Annotated in this window: 19 protein-coding genes, 1 pseudogene and 1 other annotated feature; of the genes and pseudogenes, 4 read left to right on the forward strand and 16 right to left on the reverse strand. The window is 37.3% G+C overall.

What is annotated here, in order from left to right:
* Positions 1-11: 11 nt before the first annotated feature.
* The 7 genes from MKX31_RS19875 to alaS form a co-directional block, all read right to left on the reverse strand.
* A complete protein-coding gene (locus MKX31_RS19875) occupies positions 12-941 on the reverse strand; it encodes a peptidase U32 family protein (RefSeq protein WP_064474727.1) in 930 nt (309 codons plus the stop codon).
* A gap of 7 nt (positions 942-948) precedes the next feature.
* Positions 949-1,590, reverse strand: a complete 642-nt coding sequence (locus MKX31_RS19880) for an O-methyltransferase (RefSeq protein ID WP_098111428.1) — start codon at positions 1,588-1,590, stop codon at positions 949-951.
* Positions 1,591-1,792: 202 nt separating this feature from the next.
* Positions 1,793-2,863, reverse strand: coding sequence for an endolytic transglycosylase MltG (mltG, locus tag MKX31_RS19885; RefSeq protein WP_064474726.1), 1,071 nt, complete (start codon positions 2,861-2,863; stop codon positions 1,793-1,795).
* 219 nt (positions 2,864-3,082) lie between these two features.
* Positions 3,083-3,361 (reverse strand): DUF1292 domain-containing protein, encoded by a 279-nt coding sequence (locus MKX31_RS19890; protein WP_000392246.1) that lies wholly within the window; start codon positions 3,359-3,361, stop codon positions 3,083-3,085.
* A 12-nt stretch (positions 3,362-3,373) separates the two neighbouring features.
* Positions 3,374-3,787, reverse strand: a complete 414-nt coding sequence (gene ruvX, locus MKX31_RS19895; RefSeq protein WP_001221204.1) for a Holliday junction resolvase RuvX — start codon at positions 3,785-3,787, stop codon at positions 3,374-3,376.
* Positions 3,788-3,790: 3 nt separating this feature from the next.
* Entirely contained in the window at positions 3,791-4,057 is a 267-nt protein-coding gene (locus tag MKX31_RS19900) for an IreB family regulatory phosphoprotein (protein ID WP_000348590.1), read from the reverse strand.
* A 76-nt stretch (positions 4,058-4,133) separates the two neighbouring features.
* Positions 4,134-6,776: an alanine--tRNA ligase gene (gene alaS / locus MKX31_RS19905; protein ID WP_000811817.1), complete on the reverse strand. Its 2,643-nt coding sequence runs from the start codon at positions 6,774-6,776 to the stop codon at positions 4,134-4,136.
* Positions 6,777-6,816: 40 nt separating this feature from the next.
* Positions 6,817-7,036 (reverse strand) — a binding site (T-box leader).
* A gap of 211 nt (positions 7,037-7,247) precedes the next feature.
* Between alaS and MKX31_RS19910 the strand changes: the two are divergent.
* A pseudogene (locus tag MKX31_RS19910) lies at positions 7,248-7,592 on the forward strand (PH domain-containing protein).
* A gap of 38 nt (positions 7,593-7,630) precedes the next feature.
* Here MKX31_RS19910 and MKX31_RS19915 read toward each other — a convergent pair.
* Positions 7,631-8,698, reverse strand: a complete 1,068-nt coding sequence (locus tag MKX31_RS19915; RefSeq protein ID WP_064474723.1) for an AI-2E family transporter — start codon at positions 8,696-8,698, stop codon at positions 7,631-7,633.
* A 176-nt stretch (positions 8,699-8,874) separates the two neighbouring features.
* On the opposite strand from MKX31_RS19915, the gene MKX31_RS19920 reads away from it, so the two are divergent.
* Positions 8,875-9,087 carry a hypothetical protein gene (locus MKX31_RS19920; protein ID WP_000242555.1) on the forward strand — a complete coding sequence of 71 codons (213 nt, stop codon included), beginning with the start codon at positions 8,875-8,877 and terminating at the stop codon, positions 9,085-9,087.
* Between the two features lie 35 nt (positions 9,088-9,122).
* On the opposite strand, the gene MKX31_RS19925 is transcribed toward MKX31_RS19920, so the two are convergent.
* The 7 genes from MKX31_RS19925 to cymR all read right to left on the reverse strand — a co-directional run bounded on the left by MKX31_RS19925 (position 9,123) and on the right by cymR (position 15,518).
* Positions 9,123-9,251 (reverse strand): YrzQ family protein, encoded by a 129-nt coding sequence (locus MKX31_RS19925; protein WP_001053553.1) that lies wholly within the window; start codon positions 9,249-9,251, stop codon positions 9,123-9,125.
* Positions 9,252-9,269: 18 nt separating this feature from the next.
* Positions 9,270-9,458: a hypothetical protein gene (locus tag MKX31_RS19930; protein WP_000469281.1), complete on the reverse strand. Its 189-nt coding sequence runs from the start codon at positions 9,456-9,458 to the stop codon at positions 9,270-9,272.
* Between the two features lie 127 nt (positions 9,459-9,585).
* Complete coding sequence (gene recD2, locus MKX31_RS19935; RefSeq protein ID WP_103655254.1) at positions 9,586-11,922, reverse strand: SF1B family DNA helicase RecD2; 2,337 nt, start codon at positions 11,920-11,922, stop codon at positions 9,586-9,588.
* 96 nt (positions 11,923-12,018) lie between these two features.
* Positions 12,019-12,678 (reverse strand): tetratricopeptide repeat protein, encoded by a 660-nt coding sequence (locus tag MKX31_RS19940; RefSeq protein WP_064474721.1) that lies wholly within the window; start codon positions 12,676-12,678, stop codon positions 12,019-12,021.
* A gap of 110 nt (positions 12,679-12,788) precedes the next feature.
* The gene (gene mnmA, locus MKX31_RS19945; RefSeq protein WP_064474720.1) at positions 12,789-13,904 is read right to left on the reverse strand and encodes a tRNA 2-thiouridine(34) synthase MnmA; all 1,116 of its coding nucleotides are present in this window, start codon (positions 13,902-13,904) and stop codon (positions 12,789-12,791) included.
* Between the two features lie 16 nt (positions 13,905-13,920).
* Positions 13,921-15,066, reverse strand: coding sequence for a cysteine desulfurase family protein (locus MKX31_RS19950; RefSeq protein WP_064474719.1), 1,146 nt, complete (start codon positions 15,064-15,066; stop codon positions 13,921-13,923).
* 35 nt (positions 15,067-15,101) lie between these two features.
* The gene (cymR, locus tag MKX31_RS19955) at positions 15,102-15,518 is read right to left on the reverse strand and encodes a cysteine metabolism transcriptional regulator CymR (protein WP_000704116.1); all 417 of its coding nucleotides are present in this window, start codon (positions 15,516-15,518) and stop codon (positions 15,102-15,104) included.
* A 292-nt stretch (positions 15,519-15,810) separates the two neighbouring features.
* Here cymR and MKX31_RS19960 point away from each other — a divergent pair, with 292 nt between their 5' ends.
* Positions 15,811-17,097 (forward strand): replication-associated recombination protein A, encoded by a 1,287-nt coding sequence (locus tag MKX31_RS19960; protein WP_340981455.1) that lies wholly within the window; start codon positions 15,811-15,813, stop codon positions 17,095-17,097.
* A gap of 37 nt (positions 17,098-17,134) precedes the next feature.
* Positions 17,135-17,776 (forward strand): RsfA family transcriptional regulator, encoded by a 642-nt coding sequence (locus MKX31_RS19965; protein WP_064474717.1) that lies wholly within the window; start codon positions 17,135-17,137, stop codon positions 17,774-17,776.
* Positions 17,777-18,202: 426 nt separating this feature from the next.
* Here the strand turns inward: MKX31_RS19965 and MKX31_RS19970 are convergent, their stop codons facing one another.
* Entirely contained in the window at positions 18,203-18,970 is a 768-nt protein-coding gene (locus MKX31_RS19970) for a tRNA threonylcarbamoyladenosine dehydratase (protein ID WP_000903181.1), read from the reverse strand.
* Between the last annotated feature and the right edge of the window lie 149 nt (positions 18,971-19,119).

Here is a 19,119-nt window from a genome sequence, read left to right on the forward strand (position 1 = left end):
ACCCTCCTCGTTTAGTAAACCGTCTCTTTAAAGAAGAATCCTGTATCTAACGGACGATTTACTGGTTGCATTTCTTCTATCTCTTTATATAAATCGTCTTTCACGTCATAATACGCATCACGATCTTCTACACATAAATCAATTGCTTTACGATATTTCTTCGTTACCTCAATAATGTATGCAGAGCTTTTTAGTACACCATCAACTTTTAAGCTAGCGACTTCAGCGTCAATTAGTTCTTCTAACTCATCGATGAAACAAATATCGTTTGGACTCATAATGTGAGTACCATTTTCATCTTCATAAATTGGATATTTATTGTTACGCTCTGGGTCATATAAGAACATATTCTCTTCATATTTTTTCTTTTCAATGTCAAGATTACGTCCTTGATACTCAAAGTAGTTTCCTACTAAGGAACGCTTCGATTGGAACATACAAGTCATACCGTGAATTTGTACTTCAAGTTCCACTTCAGCATTTTCTTTTAATTCAACAATTTCATCTAAGCTAAGCTCACGAGCTAATACAGCTCGTTTTGCTCCTCTTTGTCCCCAGTAGTTACAAGTAAACCAGTTTGTTGCTGTTGTTTCTGTATTCCAGTGCAATTGCATATTTGGCGCTACTTCTCGGACCGCCATTAATACTGCTGGATCTCCGAAAACAATTGCATCTACACTTACTTCGTTTAAAAATGCAACATATTCTGTTAATTCTTCTACTTTATCATTGTGGAACATAGCGTTCATTGCTACGTATACTTTTATACCATTTTCATGCGCAATCTTCACAGCTTGTTTCACATCTTCACGTGAAAATTCCCCTGCTAAACGTAAACCGAACTTTTGCTCACCGATCATTACCGCATCTGCTCCTGCTTTCGCAAGAGGTTCGATATCCACTACTGCTTTTGGCGTTACTAACAATTCAGGTTTCTTCATACCTTGGTCACCCTCTCTTTTTACTAACAGCTACTCCATCACCAATTGGGAAAATCGTTGTATCATATCCTTCATGGTTCATAAGCCATTCATTGTACGTCTTAATACGACGAATTAAACCACGTGTACGTCTGTTTTCAATTTTCTCTTTTGTCGTTACAAGGCCATGGTACATAACATTATCTGAAATAATTACGCCACCAGAATTTAATAACGGTTCATATAAGTCAAAAAAGCGACGATATTGTCCTTTTGCTGCATCAATAAAAATAACGTCAAACGTTCCATGTTTTTCTACTTGCTCGCCTGTTTCTAACGCATCACCGTAAATAACGGAAATACGCTCTTTAACTGGTGAACATTCTATATATTCAAGTGCTTTTTCATATCGCTCGCGATTGCGTTCAACTGTCACAATGTGAGAATTTGGAATAGCTTGCATCATACGAATACTAGAATAACCAATTGCTGTACCAAGCTCTAAAATGCTTTTTGGTCCAATTAAACGTAAAAATTGCAACATAAATTCCATTCCAAGTCGATCCATAATCGGCACATGATTTTCTTTCGCATAATCTTCCATTTCAAGAATTAATTTATCTTTTGGATCAATAAATGATAATAGGTACTCGTTAACTGCATCCTCCATAATGGTCCTCCTTATTTACATGGAGAAGTGCCTCTATGACGTCTTTTCACACATAGAATGCAATAAAAATACAAGCCAGTTTCACCCTTAGCTTGTACGTCCCGTTTTGATATTAAAAACGATTCTTCTGCCAGTTTTTAACCCGATATATTTTACCACAAAAAAGAGGGATGTGCGACCTTTTTCGCTATCCCTCCCCATTTCACTGTTTTTTCGTAATATATTTTTGCTTTAATGCATTATGCTCTTCCAATGTTTTCGCATAGTACACTTCACCAGTTGGTGCAGCTAAGAAATAATAATAATCTGTTTGCGCAGGTTCTAACGCCGCCTCCACTGAATGTTTACCAGAGTTTGCAATCGGACCAACTGGCAATCCTTTCACAACATACGTATTGTACGGTGAGTTTATCTTTAAATCTTCGTATAATACACGTTGTTTATGCTTTCCAAGTGCATATAATACCGTTGGATCAGTTTGCAGGGGCATACCTTTTTCCAAACGATTATAAAAGACACTAGAGATTTTTTGACGATCTGTAAAGCCTGTTGCCTCTTCTTCAATAAGTGCAGACAATGTTAAAAGCTGATGAACATCCCAGTTTTTCGCTTTCATTTTCGCCTCGTTTTGAACAATGATTGCATTCGTTTTCTCAAGCATTGGAATTATAATTTCTTCTAACGTCGTATCTTTTTTATAGAAAGAGTACGTCGCAGGATATAAATAACCTTCTAATGGGTATTTAATATTGCTATCAAAGATTTTATCCGTTAACAACTTCGGATACTTTTGCTGCATTTTTTGAATAAATGCTTTATCGTTTAATTGACGTACGACATCATCTTTATTCCACTTTAATTCGTTTGCAACCGTTTCTGCAATTTCAGTTACTTGTGCACCTTCTTTTATCGTCACTTTATAAAGAGCTGGACGATGTACATTACCAGATGACATTTGTTCAATAACATCTGAGGCACTCATTGAAGGATTTAATAAATATGTACCCGCTTGTAAATTTTTCGATTTAGCCTTTGTATAAAAACTAAAAACTGTACCGTTTTTCACAGCACCTTTTTCTTCTAAAATCTCACCAATTTTACTAGTAGATGATCCTTTTGGAATTTCTACTTCAACCTCTTTTTTATTCCCGCTATCAACTGGTCCTAATGCGGATGAAATATACGCATAGACTGAACCACAAACTAAAAGCAGTGCAATAATCGAAAATAAAAAAAGACGTCTACGCTTTTTTTTCACTTGATTCTCTATCAACACTCTTCCTCCTCAATTAAATTGTAGACCGTATGTATATCTTTCTACACAACACGATATAAAAACACAATAAAATTATTTATCTTTTTTAGATAGACACTTTATTTTTCTACAATCCGTCTCATTATACTACAAAGGATTACACAGTTTCGACAAAAAATCTTTCATTTTACATATAAAAAAAGATGGACTATATGTCGTCCACCTTTTCAGTACTTATTATTCAGCTTCTTGCTCATCAGCTAGAGTGTTGAACATTTCTTGTACCATTTCCCACTCTTCTTCAGATTCGATTGGAAGTAAACTTCCGCCCTCTTCTTCATTTTGCTCATAAGCCATTGCATCATAAATTTGGTCTCCATCTTCGTCTACTTCACCGATTGGAGAGAAGACTACGTATGATTTTTTGCCGAATTTTTCAGCATCAAAAGTGAAAATAATTTCACATAAATGTTCGTTACCTTTTTCGTCTACAATTGTAATTTGATTTTCTTCCATTTTGGTCACCTCTTATTTACTATCTAAAAACCCTTGTAAGATTACGACTGCAGCCATCTTATCGATTACCTGTTTTCGCTTCTTACGACTCACATCAGCTGAAATGAGCAGACGTTCCGCTGCCATCGTTGACAAACGCTCGTCCCACATTACAACTTCTAATTGTAACAGATTTCGCAGGTTTTCTGCAAATTGCTGGCACGCTTCACCACGTGGGCCAATTGTACCATTCATATTTTTAGGTAAACCTACTACTATTTTGTCCACATTGTACTGCTTTACTAACTCAGAAATACGGTCAAAACCAAAGTGGCCTCGTTCTTCGTTAATCCTGATTGTTTCCAGCCCTTGCGCTGTCCAGCCCATTTCGTCGCTCATTGCAACTCCGACTGTTTTTGTACCTACATCTAAACCTAATATCCGCATAAACTACTCCTCACGATGATGTTTCAAGTACGACTTCACAAGCTCTTCAATTAACTCATCACGTTCAAGCTTGCGAATGATGCTTCGTGCATCTTTATGGCGAGGTATGTATGCTGGGTCTCCACTTAATAAATAACCGACGATTTGGTTAATCGGATTATAGCCTTTTTCTTGAAGTGCATCATACACAGTTAAAAGTACATCATTTACATGGACACTCTGTTTTTCATCTTGAATGCTAAACTTCATTGTTTTATCAAAACCGTCCATTTCAAGCACCTCACTTATATAGTAAGTATAGGGAGAAGAACTTCTCCTCTCCCTACCATTGTACACTACTATCTCTTTATTTTGAAACAGATTTAACGTACTCTTGTACAAATGCTAAAGCTTCCTCAACTTGCGCTGGGTTTTTACCACCTGCTTGAGCCATGTCAGGACGGCCACCACCGCCGCCGCCACAACGAGAAGCTACTTCTTTCACAAGTTTACCAGCATGGTAACCTTGGCTAATTAAATCTTTCGTTACGCCAGCTAAGATGTTTACTTTATCATCATTTACAGACGCTAATACGACAACTGCAGACTCTAATTTATTTTTCAGGTCATCCATCATCGTACGTAAGTTGTTCATATCTGCAACGTTTACTTTCGCTGCTAATACGTTTACTCCATCAACTGTCATTACTGAATCAGTTAAGTTTCCAGCTTCAATATTGCTTAATTTTGCAGCAAGAGATTCGTTTTCTTTTTGAAGTTGTTTTACTTCAGCAAATAAACCATCCACTCTTGTTAAAATATCTTTCGGATTTGTTTTCATTTTTCCTGCTGCTTCTTTTAATAAACCTACTTGATCGTTCATTAATTCGTATGCAGATTTACCAGTTACTGCTTCAATACGACGCGTTCCTGCACCGATACCAGACTCAGCAACGATTTTGAAAATACCGATTGAAGCTGTGTTATCAACGTGACAACCACCGCAAAGCTCTAAGCTGTAATCGCCTACTTGTACAACGCGTACAACATCACCATATTTTTCACCGAATAATGCCATTGCGCCCATTTCTTTCGCTTCTTCAATTGCTTTTTGAGAAATCTCAACATCAATACTTTCCCAAATTTTCTCGTTTACCATACGCTCAATTTTTTCTAATTCGTCAGCTTGTACTTGACCGAAGTGAGAGAAATCAAAGCGTAAACGTTCAGAAGTTACAAGAGAACCTGCTTGGTTAACATGCGTTCCAAGTACATCTTTTAATGCTTGGTGTAGTAAGTGAGTTGCTGTATGGTTTTTCACAACGCTACTGCGGTTTTTCGTGTCGATAATAGCTTTCACAGCCGCATCTTTCGTTAATGTACCTTCTTCAACAACAACTTTGTGTAAGTTTTGACCATTTGGTGCTTTTTGTACGTCTTTTACAAGTACTTTCACGCCGTCAGCAAGAAGATAACCACGGTCTGCAATTTGTCCACCGCTCTCAGCATAGAATGGTGTTACATCAAGCATTAATTGCCCTTCTTCACCAGCTTGTAAGCTATCTGTGTATTCGCCGTTTTTCACAAGTGCAACAACGTTACTTTCTGTTGCAACTGTACCGTAACCAACGAACTCGCTCGCTACTTTCACTTCTCCAAGGACACCGCCTTGAACTTGCATAGAATCAACGTCTTGACGAGCTGCACGTGCGCGCTCACGTTGTTTTTCCATTTCACTTTCAAAGCCTTCCTGATCAACTGTCATACCAGCTTCTTCTGCATATTCTTCAGTTAATTCAATCGGGAAACCGTATGTGTCATATAGACGGAACGCATCTACTCCAGAAATAACAGTTGTTTTTTCTTCTTTTGCTTTTGTGATAACTTCAGCTAAAATTGCTTCCCCATCATGAAGTGTTTCATGGAAACGCTCTTCTTCGTTTTTCACAACTTTTGCGATGAAATCTTTCTTTTCAAGTACTTCTGGGTAGAAGTCTTTCATTACTTCTCCAACAACCGGCACTAATTCAAACATGAATGGACGGTTGATGTTTAATTTCTTCGAATAACGAACCGCGCGGCGTAATAAACGACGTAATACATAACCACGGCCTTCGTTAGATGGAAGAGCACCGTCACCTACAGCAAATGTTACTGTACGGATATGGTCGGCAATTACTTTAAACGCCATATCTTTTTCTAAGTCACCATTACGATACTTCTCACCAGAAATTGATTCTGTTGCGCCAATCATCGGCATGAATAAGTCTGTGTCAAAGTTTGTAGGTACATCTTGAACGATAGATGTCATACGCTCTAGACCCATCCCTGTATCGATGTTTTTCTTAGGAAGCGGTGTATATGAACCGTCTGGATTATGGTTAAATTGAGAGAATACAAGGTTCCATACTTCTAAGTAACGCTCGTTTTCTCCGCCTGGATATAATTCTGGGTCACTAAAGTCATTACCGTAAGCTTCTCCGCGGTCATAGAAAATCTCTGTATTCGGTCCGCTTGGTCCTTCACCGATATCCCAGAAGTTTTCTTCTAAACGGATGATGCGCTCTTTTGGAACACCCATTTTTTCATTCCAAATTGTGAATGCTTCTTCATCTTCTGGATGGATTGTAACTGATAGTAATTCTTTATCGAATCCGATCCATTTGTCGCTCGTTAAGAATTCCCAAGCCCAAGTAATTGCTTCTTCTTTAAAGTAATCACCGATTGAGAAGTTTCCTAACATTTCAAAGAATGTATGGTGACGAGCTGTTTTCCCTACGTTTTCAATATCGTTTGTACGAATTGATTTTTGAGCATTTGTAATACGTGGATTTTGCGGGATTACACGTCCATCAAAATATTTTTTTAATGTCGCTACACCACTGTTAATCCATAACAGAGATGGATCTTCATGCGGAACTAGTGATGCACTAGGTTCTACTGCATGTCCTTTTTCTTGGAAAAAGTCTAAAAACATTTGACGAATTTGTGCGCCTGTTAGTTGTTTCATTGTATTTTCCTCCTTAAATATAAAAAACTCCCGCCCCTATAAAAGGGACGAGAGTTAACTCGCGATACCACCCTAATTATGAATTGATTATTATAACAATCAATTCATCACCTCATGGTGCCGTAACGTGGCAAGACGGCAGTGATTAGCTGCTCTCAGGATTAGCTTTCTGTTACCCTTCATTTAAAGCTTCTTTCAGCCATATGGAAGCTTCTCTCTATAAATGGACTGTAACGTACTTTTTCCGTCATTGATTTAATGTATTATATGACTAAATATAATAGAATTCTCTTAAGTTTGTCAATGTAGATAATCATTTATATTGCATTAACCATAGTTATTCTACTATTCATTCTTAACAGCCTTTCCATATATTATGCATTTATTAATAAATTGTACTACCTCTATATTTTTTTCGGAATATTATATTTTTGTTATAATTAAATTATCAATAATAAAGGAGCGAGCAAAATGACAACTTTATTGAACAAGGCTAAAAACATATTAACGACTGACGAAACGATATTATTTTACACTGCATGTTCATTAAATATATTTATTTATCGTTCCGTTGCAAGACCAGGACTGTTAATTTTAACAAACAAACGGCTCTTCTTTTATGGACCAGATGTAAGTAAGAACCCAATATTTGAAGAGTACTCTTTTGCAAACATTTCTAATCTAAAAGTGCAAAAGCGTCTTTTCAGCAATCAAATTATATTTATGTACGATAATGAATGAAAAAAAATAAAACATATTCAAACAAATGATGTAAGCTCTCTCGTTCAACAAATACACGAGCAACTCTCTAAATAATGATAGCCCTCTACTTTTATAAGCAGAGGGCTATCATATTACACATCTTCTTTTTTCCAAAGAGGCCTTACATGAACGATCACCGTACGAATGACCGCTAAAACAGGAACTGATATTAATAACCCTACAATTCCTGCCACTTCTCCCCCAACTAATAATGCAAGCATAATAATAACAGGATGCATACGAAGTGACTTACCAACGATGTAAGGTGATAAAATGTTACTTTCCAAAAATTGCAAAATAGCAATCGTAATTCCCGCCTTAATGAGTAAACTCGTTGATACCGTTGCCGCAATCATCAATGTCGGAATCGCCCCTAAAATAGGACCGAAGTACGGGATTATATCCGTTACCCCAATAATAATGCCGAGTAATAATGGATATTTCATACCGATAAACCAAAAAGAAAGAACAGATACTCCCCCTAATACTAAGCAAACAAATAACTGTCCTCGAATATAACTTCCGAGTGACTTATCAATTTCTTTCGCCAGCATTTGCCCTGTACTACGCCACTTACTCGGGACTAGTTTCCAAAAAATATTATAAAACTCACCGTAATCTTTTAATATGTAAAATACAATGAACGGTATTAAAAAAATAATAAGCAACGAGTCCAATACGCCACGGGCTGTGCTCATCACTTTATTTAAAAGTGATTGTATCTTCGTTTCTACTCCACCAAAAATTTGTTTCACCTTTTCATGAATAAAGGACGGGAAGTTCGCTGTTTGTTCCGTAACGCCATCCATCCAAGAATCATACATTTTTGTAAACTGCGGAAATTGTTCATTAATCTCTTGTAATTGCTTAATAACAATTGGCGTTCCTTTATAAATTCCATAACCAATCCCACCAAAGAAAAGGATGTAAATAAGCAAAATAGCGAGTGTGCGCGGCATCCCTTCTTTATGAATTTTTTCAATTAAAGGATGCAATAAATACGCAATAAAACACGCAATAAGAAACGGTGTAATTGCCACTTTAAATACAAAGATAATCGGTGCCCATAGCGGCTTAATTTTTAAAAAGACAAGCAAACAAAGAAATACAAGTAACAATAACCCTAAACGATATATCCAAATGATTTTAAGATTCTTCACACGAAAAACCTCCTCCACCTTTATTTTGAAAATAAATAGGTTAGGTTATGTGCAAAAGTTTTAAAATCTTTTCGTGCAGACCATACTGTTTTGTAAAGACGTACATATACATAACATAATAAGGACAACCACCCCTGAGAACGCAGCATGAAACAATATAATCAGGAGGGCTCATAATGGTTTTATTTATGCTCGTATTATCAGCACTTTTTATGATTCTTGAATGGGTTTGTATCGGATTTGGTATTTGGAAAGGTTTCTTTATTCGTTCCTCACGAAAAGAAAGGGCGAAGCAATTATTTCATTACGGAATGCTTGGCGTTGGATGTTACGGCCTATCTTATCTCTTCTCTGAAATCGGACTTTTATATTTGCATACAAGTGCATAAAAAAACTCCCTTATGATGAAGGGAGTTTTTTACGCTTATAGATAAGATTTAATCATCTTACGTGCTTTTTTCATATTGCGTTTTGAAAATACATCTTGCTTGCGAGCATATTGATATGCTGCAGCTCCAACACCTAATGCGATTAATGAATTGCGTAGATTCAAAGTAAATCCCCCTTTTCGTTATCCGATCGTTCTTTCGTTCTCATCAAATAAATCATCAAGAGAGCTTAATGAACCATCTTCCTCTACTTGATGTGTATGGATTTTCCCCTTTGAAACCGATAATTCGATATAACAATTCCAGCAATAAAATTGGTTGACACCTATTTTCCCAATGTCTTTCCCTTTGCAATTTGGACAAATGAACATATGGCTTTCATCTCCTTACAGTCTCCCAGATTCTATTCGCCATTATGTCCAAACCGCATTCATTTATACATTGCTGGAGCCTTTCAACGTTATACGTTTGAAAGTTTCACTATATAATTTCACCTTGTTACATGAAATCATACGGTGAAATGTTTTCCACGTCCATTTCTTCGCCATTAACTGTTACCATCTGTACTTCTCCTTGTGATTCTTGCAAACGACCAGCTAAAGTCGTTTGACGCATTGCATCATCAAGGCGATTTACACCGGATTGAAAAGCCGCTTCCTCCCCACAAATAATAAGGAATTTCTTACTCCTTGTAATGCCCGTGTAAATTAAATTGCGACGTAACATACGGTAGTAGCTCTTTACAATCGGCATAATAACTATTGGAAATTCACTACCTTGTGATTTATGAATCGAGCAGCAATATGCATGGGTAATTTGATTTAAATCCGGCTTTGTATACGTTACTTCGATTCCATCAAATGAAACGATAATCATGTCCTGTTGCTCAACATTTTCTTTCGCATAAAACACCGAAACAATTTCTCCGATATCACCATTAAACACTTGGCTCTCCGGCTGATTAACGAGTTGCAGTACTTTATCGCCTCTTCGGTATACAACATCACCGTAAGCAATTTCTTTACTCTTTTCCCTTTTCGGATTAAACACTTCTTGCAACGCTTCGTTTAGTACATTAATGCCGGCAGGTCCACGGTACATCGGGGCCAGTACTTGTACATCTCTTGCGCTAAACCCTTTTGTCTTAGCATTTTCACAAACCTTCTTAACAACCTCAACAATTTGAGCTCCTGTACAGCCGATAAATGAACGATCTTTTTGATTTTGCGCTAAATCTGGCGGGAGCGTTCCATTTTTTATCGCATGAGCGAGTTGAATAACAGATGAGCCTTCCGCTTGACGATAAATTTCAGTAAGCTTTACTGTTGGAACTGCACCTGCATTCAATAAATCTTTCAACACTTGTCCAGGTCCTACAGATGGTAATTGATCTTCATCACCTACAACGATAACTTGAATATTAGTCGGCAATGATTTAAACAGCTGATTTGCAAGCCAAATATCTACCATCGAAAACTCATCAATAATGAGTAACTTCCCTTGAACTGGATCGGTTTCATTACGCTGGAAAGACCCTTCTGGCGTCCAACCAAGCAGACGATGAATTGTACAAGCAGGGAGCCCGGTAGATTCACTCATTCGCTTCGCTGCTCTTCCTGTTGGAGCCGTTAATAATATCGGAAATGGATTATCATCACTGTATTCATTCGGATTTAATGATACACCATGCAAGGATGCGTACATTTCAACAATTCCTTTAATAACTGTTGTTTTCCCCGTTCCTGGTCCACCTGTCAATAACATCATCGGCTTATGAAGTGCCGTTTGAATTGCTTCTTGCTGAAAAGGTGCATACTGCACCTTCAGCTGTTCTTCAATTTCACCTAACGTCTTTAACACTTCTGCTTCAGGAAATGAAGGGGTTTCCTCTTGATTCATAAGCCTGCGAATAGACTTTACAACACCTTTTTCAGAGTAAAATAACGACGCTAAATACACTCGTTCTTCTTCAATGATGACTTTCCCTTCACTTTGCATCATTTCAACACAACCTATAATATCTTCCTCAGTCACTCTACCTTCTTGATTATTTAAAAGTGACATCGTTTCTCTTACAAGTTGATCTTTCCCCATATAAACATGGCCGAGCTGCAGTGAAACATTCTCTAACGTATAAAAACATCCCGCACGTACACGGTCATCATGATTACCTGACATCCCTAACGCACGTCCTATATCATCCGCTCGTCCAAAACCAATCCCGTCCACTTCTTCAATAAGCTGATATGGATTATTACGAATCACTTCTAATGTCATCTCTTTATATTGCTGGTAAATCTTAATAGAAAGCTTCGTTCCAAAACCGTAACCATTTAAAAAACTCATTACTTTCTCTAATCCTTGATGTTCAACAATTGTCTCATATATTTCTTGCGCTTTTTGCTTATTGACAACACCATTTAACGCATCCGGATCATCCATAATTTTAGAAATGGCATGTTCCCCAAGATGATCCACAATTTTTTCAGCTGTACGCTTTCCTATCCCTTTAAATAAATCACTCGCTAAATATTGCACCATACCAGCTTTTGTTTGTGGCAATTCTTTCTTAAACGTTTCAACTAAATATTGTTTCCCATACTTCGGATGGTCTTTAAAATGCCCTGTCAATGTAAACACTTCATCTTCATGCATGCGGGGAAAATGACCGTTTATCATCACTTTTTTTTCATCGTACGTTTCATTCGTCTCAATGACTTTCATACTGACAACGGAATAGAGGTTTTCTTCGTTGTGGAAAATGGTATGAAGAACTTGCGCTTTTATAAACTTTTTCTCTTCCTCAAACAAATCCATTGCATGTTGATTTCCCATCTTTCCTCTCCTTTCCGGTTCGTTTCACTTTAATGAGCAGTACATCCCCCACCTATTTAGATGAGGGATAACTACCCATTAAACTATATTTTCATCTTATTCAGCTTCTTGCTCCAATAAACGAACACCATTACCAGCTAAAAAGTGATCTGGCTGAATTTCAGTTGCTTTCTTAAATAAAGTAAGAGCCTTCTCGTTATTTTCTTCAAATACATACGCAACACCTAAATTATAATACGCATCTGCATGCTCTTCATCCATTTCTAATACCTTTTCAAAATAAGGTTTCGCCTCTTGAATATGTTCTAAACGTGCAAAGCAAAGTCCGCACTGGAACACAGCTTCTACATCGTTTTCATCTAATTCTGTTGCTCTTTGTAAAAACGGCAGTGCAAGACGATCATTTCCAAGTTGCACATGTGTAATACCTAACATAAATGTTACATCAGCTGATTGTAATCCCGCTTGCATCGCTTGTTCAAATACAGCCTTTGCCTCTGTAAATTGCTCTTGACCGTAATACACATTTCCTAATCCATAATAAGCAGCCGCAGATTTATCATCTAATTCTAATGCCCGTTTATAAAATAAAATTGCTCTTTCACTATCACCTAGTGCATCTAATAAGTTCGCAAAATTAATGTACCCAAGCGCATCTTTCGGATTTTCTTCGATTGCTTCTGTGAAATTTTTAGCAGCTTCTTCCCAGTTTCCTTCTTGCATATATTGAATACCTGTTTCAAGTTTGTTTGACATGTCCTTCACCTCTACAACAAATTATAACAAAGAATGTATTTTCCAAGCGAACGAAAATTCGCTTTATGTAAAAGAAACCTCTAACCGCTAATCGGCAGAGGCTTCTCATTTTATCCTAAATAATCCAATTTCTTACCACTACGATATACTTCATCAATTGTAGCACCGCCTAAGCACTCATCTCCATCATAGAAAACAACTGCTTGTCCTGGTGTAATTGCACGAATTGGCTCGTCACAAAGAATACGAACTGTATTTTCATCAACGATTTGAACCGTTACTTTATTGTCTTCTTGACGATAACGGAATTTCGCTGTGCACTTAAATTCTTTTTCTTTCGCTTCATTACTTACCCAGCCGATATTCGTAGCAATAACTTCATCACCATATAGAAGTTCGTTATGGAATCCTTGATCAACATATAAAATGTTTTCTTTCAAATTTTTCCCAACAGCAAACCACGGATCACCGTTACCACCAATACCAAGGCCATGACGTTGTCCAATTGTATAGTACATTAAACCGTCATGCTTCCCTTTCACTTCACCAGATAATGTTTGCATCACACCTGGTTGCGCTGGTAAATAGTTGCTTAAGAAATCTTTAAAGTTACGCTCACCGATAAAGCAAATACCAGTACTATCTTTCTTCGCCGCTGTCGCTAAACCAGCTTCTGTCGCCATTTCACGAATTTGCGGTTTCTTTAATTCACCTAACGGGAACAATGTTTTTGATAATTGCTCTTGGCTTAATTGATTCAAGAAATACGTTTGGTCTTTATTATCATCAACGCCGCGAAGCATTTTATATTCGCCGTCCATATAAGCAACGCGTGCATAATGACCTGTCGCTACATAATCAGCACCAAGCGCAATCGCATGCTCTAAAAATGCTTTAAATTTAATTTCTTTATTACACATTACATCTGGGTTCGGTGTACGACCAGCTCGGTACTCATCTAGGAAGTACGTAAATACTTTATCCCAGTATTGTTTTTCAAAGTTTACTGCATAATATGGAATGCCAATTTGGTTACACACTTCAATTACATCATTGTAATCTTCTGTTGCTGTGCAGACACCATTCTCATCTGTATCATCCCAGTTTTTCATAAAAATTCCGATTACATCATAACCTTGCTCTTTTAATAAAAGAGCTGCTACAGATGAATCGACGCCACCGGACATCCCGATGACAACGCGTGTTTCTTGAGGTAGTTTGTTCATCATGTCACCTCCCATGCTAATTTTGTGTTAATCGCTTCACGATTTTCACTGTTTCGTACGCCGCTTTCTCAATTTGCTCTTTCGTATTTCCAAGTCCGAAACTAAAGCGTACGGATGAACGTATTTGATCGGAGTCTTTTCCGAACATCGCTACTAATACATGTGATGGATCAATCGAACCAGCTGTACACGCCGAACCACTTGACACTGCAATGCCAGCTAAGTCTAAGTTCACAAGGAACGGTTCAATGTTCATTCCTGTAAAACTGATATTAAGCACATGTGGTAAGCGATATTCTAAGTTTCCGTTTACCTCGAAAGTAATGTCTTCATTTTTGAAGACAGATACCATTATATCTTTAAACTCTTCATATTGGGCATTTTTTTGCTCACGAGTTTTTTCAGCTAGCAAAATTGCATGTTGCAAACCAACGATACTCGGTACATTTTCAGTACCAGCACGGCGTTTTCTTTCTTGCTCCCCGCCTATTAATAACGGTTCAAATTTCACATTTGCACCAGCGTATAGGAACCCTACACCTTTTGGTCCATTAATTTTATGAGCTGAAATCGATAATAAATCAATGCCGAACTCTTTCACATCTATTTCTACTAATCCGTAAGCTTGTACCGCATCTGTATGAAAATAAGCTTGATGCTCTTTTAGCAACTTCCCTATTTCCGCGATTGGTTGCATCGTCCCGACTTCATTATTCCCAAACATAACGGATACGAGAATCGTCTCTTTTGTTAATGCATTTTGTATGTCAGAAACTTGAACGCGTCCTGTTTCATCGACAGGTAAATATGTCACTTCAAACCCTTCGCGCTCTAACAATTCACACGTATGCAAAATTGCATGATGTTCAATTCGCGTCGTTATAATATGGTTACCTTTATGACGGTTCGCACGTGCTACACCTATAAGTGCTAAATTATCAGCTTCTGTACCACCGCTCGTAAATATAATTTCATTCGGATTCGCATGAATGCTACGTGCACCCGCGCGTCTCGCCTCATCTACTGCATGGCGCGTTTGACGTCCATAAAAGTGAATACTAGACGGGTTCCCGAATGTTTCTGTCATATATGGAATCATCTTTTCGACCACTTCTGGGTGAGTCGGAGATGTCGCAGCATGATCTAAGTAAATGCGTTCCATTAAATCTCCTTCTTTCCAAATCGTTTCACAAGGAATTAAATGTAAAACATATAGCCCCCGTGATTTTCTTCCTCATAACGTACTAAATCTTCTAACGTTGTACTATCTAATACTTCTTGCACCGCATCACGAACACGCATCCATAATTGGCGTTGTGCCGGTTCCTCTTCTTCTATCATTTCTACAACACTAATCGGACCCTCTAATACACGGATTACATCCCCAGCTGTAATGTTAGCTGGCTGATCAGACAATACATATCCGCCATATGCCCCACGCGTACTCTTTACTAGACGAGCGTTACGAAGTGGTGAAATTAATTGCTCTAAGTAATGTTCCGATAAATCATGTGCCTGCGCAATTGATTTTAAGGAAATTGGACCTTCACCAAACTTTTTTGCAAGATCGATCATAATTGTTAAGCCGTAGCGGCCTTTCGTTGAAATCTTCATCTATTTTGCACCTCTTTTCAAATTTTCACTTCTATTGGTTATATCTTATTTATAAAAGAACACAATTTAAAATCCTATGAAATTATAGCATAATATAGTATTATAAGAAATTTCAACTTGTGTATCAAAATGATAACATAAAATCACATTGAAAAACTCGGAAATTATTACAATTGAAAGAAAAATGAAAATATTTATATTCATTTTTCCCACAAAACAGCATCCTATTTCAAATTCCACTAAAAAAAATGATACGATAGAAAGAGATTATACATTAAGGGAGACGGTAAAAATGAAACAGCCACTCGCACATCGAATGCGCCCTACAAATATTCAAGAAATTATCGGACAACAACATTTAGTTGGTGAAGGAAAAATTTTATGGCGAATGGTCCAAGCAAATCATTTTCAATCTATGATTTTATACGGCCCTCCAGGCACAGGAAAAACATCCATTGCGAGCGCAATTGCAGGAAGTACTGGAACCCCTTTTCGCCTATTAAACGCTGTTACTCATAATAAAAAAGATATGGAAGTTGTCGTACAAGAAGCAAAGATGCATCGACACCTCGTTTTAATTTTAGATGAAGTACACCGTCTAGATAAAGCAAAACAGGATTTTCTATTACCTCATTTAGAAAGCGGACTCCTTACCTTAATCGGTGCAACAACGAGTAATCCGTTCCATGCTATTAATTCTGCTATTCGAAGTCGTTGTCAAATCTTCGAATTACACGCATTAACAGAAGAGGATCTTTTAATTGGCTTAAAACGAGCACTTGAAGATAAAGAAAAAGGTCTCGGTAAATATGATGTAACGGTTACGCCTGAAGCATTACATCACTTTGCAAATGCATCTGGTGGAGACATGCGTTCTGCTTATAATGCACTTGAACTAGCTGTTTTATCTAGCTTTACAACGGACGAAAAAGCTGCGGTAATTACGCTAGAAATTGCAGAAGAATGCTTGCAAAAAAAGAGCTTCGTTCACGACAAAGGCGGTGATGCTCATTATGACGTATTATCGGCATTTCAAAAATCGGTGCGCGGAAGTGATGTAAATGCAGCACTTCATTATTTAGCACGTCTTATTGAAGCTGGTGATTTACAAAGCATTGGTAGACGTCTTCTTATTATGGCATATGAAGATATCGGACTTGCTAGCCCACAAGCCGGACCGCGTACACTAGCAGCTATAGAATCAGCGGAACGAGTTGGATTCCCGGAGGCACGCATACCACTTGCAAATGCTGTTATCGAGCTTTGCTTATCACCAAAGTCAAACTCAGCTTATAAAGCACTTGATGCTGCCTTACACGATTTACGCAACGGTCAAACAGGCGACATTCCAAGTCATTTAAAAGATAGTCATTACAAAGGCGCAGAATCACTTGGAAGAGGCATTGGATACTTATACCCACACGACCATCCAAATGGCTGGGTACAACAACAATACTTACCTGATAAAATAAAAAACAAACAATATTATAAACCGAAAACGACAGGGAAATTTGAGCAAGTACTTTCTACTGTATATGAAAGATTACAAAGTTCGAATAAAACGAAAAATAAAGGGTAACATAAGCGAAAACGTCACCATTATGGAGGCTTCGCTTATGAAAACACGTCAAGATGCATGGACAAAAGAAGACGATCTCCTTTTAGCAGAAACTGTTTTACGACATATTCGCAGCGGTAGCACACAAATAAAAGCATTCGATGAAGTCGGCGATACATTGAACCGTACTTCCGCAGCTTGCGGCTTTAGATGGAATGCTGAAGTACGACCGAATTACGAAGATGCGGTGCAACTTGCAAAAAAACAACGGAAAGAATTAAAACGCTCTGAAGCTAAAATAGAAAAAGAGCATTTCACGAAAACGAAACAACTCGTAATCGATGCCGAGTTTTCTGAAGATATTACGCTAAGTAAACAGGATCTTACCATGCAAAGTGTCATTTCATTTTTGCAAAACTTGGAGCACAATAATCCTTCACTCGCAAAGTTACAAACTGAAAATGATGTATTACAAGCTCAGCTCACTTCCCTGCAAAAAACAAATCATGAACTTGAAGCAAAATTAGCGGTACTCTCAAAAAAACAACAAGCAATCGAAGAAGATTACGCAATGCTTGTTAGAATTATGGACCGTGCTCGAAAACTCGTTTCAGTTGAAGAACAAGAAGAACAGATCGCTCCAATTTTCAAGACAGATCAAAATGGAAATTTAGATATTATATATTCTGCAGAAAATTAAAAAGGATGTCACCTAGTCGGGGTTTCTGACTGTGTGGCATCTTTTTTTTTCGGTAAAAATATATTGTTAAATAAAGTTACATAGATTTATCAGCAAAAATTAACAACAATAAACCTCAAATTCACACAAAGAAACGTCAGGTAATAATTGGATATTCCTCACTTGAATGTTGCTATAAAGATATATGTTTGAAAGGAGATGGTCGCTATTTCATTAATAGTCTTCAAAATAACACTCGGTATTCTGGTTCTAACATTAGGACTTTTTACCATTCAGAGTTTAAAAAAGACTTCCGCCTATAAGTCGGATAAATACGATTATTCTTTATTAGGATTACTTACATTCGAATTATTAGTATTGCAAATATCCATATTTCTTTAATACATATAAAAAAGCATATATCCGAAATGGATACATGCTTTTACTTTATTCTTGTCCTACACGCTTCACTTCAACGTTTTTAATACGTTCACGTACAACGTGACTTGCCATAATTAGGCCTGCCACAGATGGTACGAATGCATTTGATGAAGGTGGTAATTTCGCTTTACGAATTTTTGCATTTTCGTCTGGTACGATTTCTTTACGTACTTCTTCACGAATTACGATTGGGTTTTCGTCAGAGAAGACAACTTTTACACCTTTTTTAATACCATCTTTACGAAGCTTCGTACGAATTACTTTCGCAATTGGATCTGTATGTGTTTTAGAGATGTCCGCAATACGGAAACGAGTTGGGTCCATTTTATTTGCTGCACCCATGCATGAGATAATTTTAATTTTTCGACGTAAGCACTGTTTAATTAAATGAATTTTGAACGTAATCGTATCAGATGCATCTACTACGAAATCCAATCCATGTTTGAAGAACTCTTCATATGTTTCATCAGTATAAAACATTTCTAGTCCAATTACTTCACACTCTGGATTAATGTCTGCGATACGCTCTTTCATTAATTCTACTTTTGAACGTCCTACAGTAGATACTAACGCGTGAATTTGACGGTTTACGTTTGTAATATCTACAACATCTTTATCAACTAATACGAGACGTCCTACGCCAGAACGTGCTAACGCCTCTGCCGAAAATGACCCTACGCCGCCAATTCCTAAAATACCGACTGTACTATTTTTTAATATTTCAAGTCCTTCTTTACCGAAGGCTAATTCATTACGTGAAAATTGATGTAACATTCAGCTCTACACTCCTATTACAAAAATGGTCTATCATGTATTCTAGCGTTTTTCCGACTATTTGTATAGAAAAAGTTATAGAATTCCTAAAAATACATATTTCGAGAAGGAAAGCATAGTGTAAACCGCGCTTTACCTCTTCTCTCAAT

This window comes from Bacillus sp. FSL M8-0063, from assembly GCF_038005545.1.
Taxonomy (GTDB): domain Bacteria; phylum Bacillota; class Bacilli; order Bacillales; family Bacillaceae_G; genus Bacillus_A; species Bacillus_A wiedmannii.

Coding starts and splice junctions, on each gene's coding strand:
- MKX31_RS19875 (WP_064474727.1), bottom strand. CDS start 941: ATGAAGAAACCTGAATTGTTAGTAACGCCAAAAGCAGTAGTGGATATC.
- MKX31_RS19880 (WP_098111428.1), bottom strand. CDS start 1,590: ATGGAGGATGCAGTTAACGAGTACCTATTATCATTTATTGATCCAAAA.
- MKX31_RS19890 (WP_000392246.1), bottom strand. CDS start 3,361: ATGGAAGAAAATCAAATTACAATTGTAGACGAAAAAGGTAACGAACAT.
- ruvX (WP_001221204.1), bottom strand. CDS start 3,787: ATGCGGATATTAGGTTTAGATGTAGGTACAAAAACAGTCGGAGTTGCA.
- MKX31_RS19900 (WP_000348590.1), bottom strand. CDS start 4,057: ATGGACGGTTTTGATAAAACAATGAAGTTTAGCATTCAAGATGAAAAA.
- alaS (WP_000811817.1), bottom strand. CDS start 6,776: ATGAAACAACTAACAGGCGCACAAATTCGTCAAATGTTTTTAGACTTT.
- MKX31_RS19920 (WP_000242555.1), top strand. CDS start 8,875: ATGGTTTTATTTATGCTCGTATTATCAGCACTTTTTATGATTCTTGAA.
- MKX31_RS19930 (WP_000469281.1), bottom strand. CDS start 9,458: ATGTTCATTTGTCCAAATTGCAAAGGGAAAGACATTGGGAAAATAGGT.
- recD2 (WP_103655254.1), bottom strand. CDS start 11,922: ATGGGAAATCAACATGCAATGGATTTGTTTGAGGAAGAGAAAAAGTTT.
- MKX31_RS19940 (WP_064474721.1), bottom strand. CDS start 12,678: ATGTCAAACAAACTTGAAACAGGTATTCAATATATGCAAGAAGGAAAC.
- mnmA (WP_064474720.1), bottom strand. CDS start 13,904: ATGAACAAACTACCTCAAGAAACACGCGTTGTCATCGGGATGTCCGGT.
- MKX31_RS19950 (WP_064474719.1), bottom strand. CDS start 15,066: ATGGAACGCATTTACTTAGATCATGCTGCGACATCTCCGACTCACCCA.
- cymR (WP_000704116.1), bottom strand. CDS start 15,518: ATGAAGATTTCAACGAAAGGCCGCTACGGCTTAACAATTATGATCGAT.
- MKX31_RS19960 (WP_340981455.1), top strand. CDS start 15,811: ATGAAACAGCCACTCGCACATCGAATGCGCCCTACAAATATTCAAGAA.
- MKX31_RS19965 (WP_064474717.1), top strand. CDS start 17,135: ATGAAAACACGTCAAGATGCATGGACAAAAGAAGACGATCTCCTTTTA.
- MKX31_RS19970 (WP_000903181.1), bottom strand. CDS start 18,970: ATGTTACATCAATTTTCACGTAATGAATTAGCCTTCGGTAAAGAAGGA.